The sequence below is a fragment of the Phyllobacterium sp. P5_D12 genome, from assembly GCF_054049495.1.
Genome location: NZ_JBFUMG010000870.1, coordinates 1 through 1,314 on the forward strand (window position 1 = coordinate 1; position 1,314 = coordinate 1,314).

Below are 1,314 nucleotides of genomic sequence, written 5' to 3' on the forward strand. Positions count from 1 at the left end.
GCCCTCCGTTGCGATGGTAATCTGTGTCCATTTCTTGGCTTCCGCGTGGGCGCTCGATGAAAAGACCAACGCCGACAGCAGCAGGGCCTTCAGAATGAGAATTGCATATTTCATTTCCAGGTATTCCCCTTTTTTGGATTACGGCTGATCAATTCAGCCTTTGATAAACTGTTTGAATCGTTCGGATTTCGAGTTGACGAAAACATGTTCCGGCCGGCCGTCCTCCTCGACGAGCCCCTTGTGCAGGAAGACGACGCGGCTTGAGACATCGCGGGCAAAGCCCATTTCGTGTGTGACCACCAGCATGGTGCGGCCCTCTTCGGCCAGACCACGCATGACGCGCAGCACCTCGCCGACAAGCTCCGGATCGAGCGCCGAGGTGGGTTCGTCGAAGAGCATAACCTTCGGCCGCATGGCGAGAGCGCGCGCTATTGCAGCGCGTTGCTGCTGGCCACCCGACAGATGCGAGGGATAGTGATCGCGCTTTTCAGCGATGCCGACTTTCGCAAGAAGGGCTTCAGCCTCTTCCACGCATTCTTTGCGCGGGCGGTTCTGCACGTGGATCGGCGCTTCGATGACATTTTCCAGGATTGTCTTGTGCGACCACAAGTTGAAGCTCTGGAACACCATGCCGAGCTGTGAGCGAATACGTTCGACCTGCGCCTGGTCCGCCGGCCGGCTTTTGCCATCGCGCGTGCGCTGCATGCGGATCGTCTCGTCCCCGACTGTTACGTCCCCGGAATCGGGCACTTCGAGAAGGTTGATGCAGCGGAGCAGGGTCGACTTGCCGGAACCTGAAGACCCGAGGATCGAGACGACTTCGCCTTCGCGTGCGCGTAAGGAAATCCCTTTCAGGACTTCGACATTGCCGAAACTCTTGTGCAGATCCTTGACGTCGAGCGCCATTGGTGTGGTCACAGGCACTTGAGCGTTCATTTGCTCTCTCCTTGAACGGGGGTCTGCAGTCGCGGCGCGCGAAGATGCGGGCTCAACATGTATTCGACGACATGCACCAGCCGCGTGAGCAGGAAATTGATGGTTAGGTAAATCACGCCAGCGACAATGAAGACCTCGATGGCGCGGTAGGTTTCCGAGATGATTTTCGCGGCAACCCCAGTGACTTCCATCAGTGTGATGATCGAGGCAAGCGATGTCGCCTTGACCATGGAAATCATCTCGTTGCCATATCCCGGCAATGCCTGCCGGATAGCAAGTGGCAGGACAATCCGCCGGAAAACCATAAAGCGTGGCATGCCGCACGCACGGGCGGCTTCTATCTGGCCATGCGGAACCGACAAGAGCCCGCCGCGGATG

2 protein-coding genes are annotated in these 1,314 nt (G+C 57.8%); both read right to left on the reverse strand.

Annotated features, from left to right (window positions below):
- Positions 1 to 153: 153 nt before the first annotated feature.
- Complete coding sequence (locus tag ACXJ5O_RS27190; RefSeq protein ID WP_457302627.1) at positions 154 to 936, reverse strand: ABC transporter ATP-binding protein; 783 nt, start codon at positions 934 to 936, stop codon at positions 154 to 156.
- On the reverse strand, positions 933 to 1,314 hold a 382-nt coding region (locus tag ACXJ5O_RS27195), incomplete at its 5' end, for an ABC transporter permease subunit (protein WP_457302628.1). The genes ACXJ5O_RS27195 and ACXJ5O_RS27190, both read right to left, overlap by 4 nt.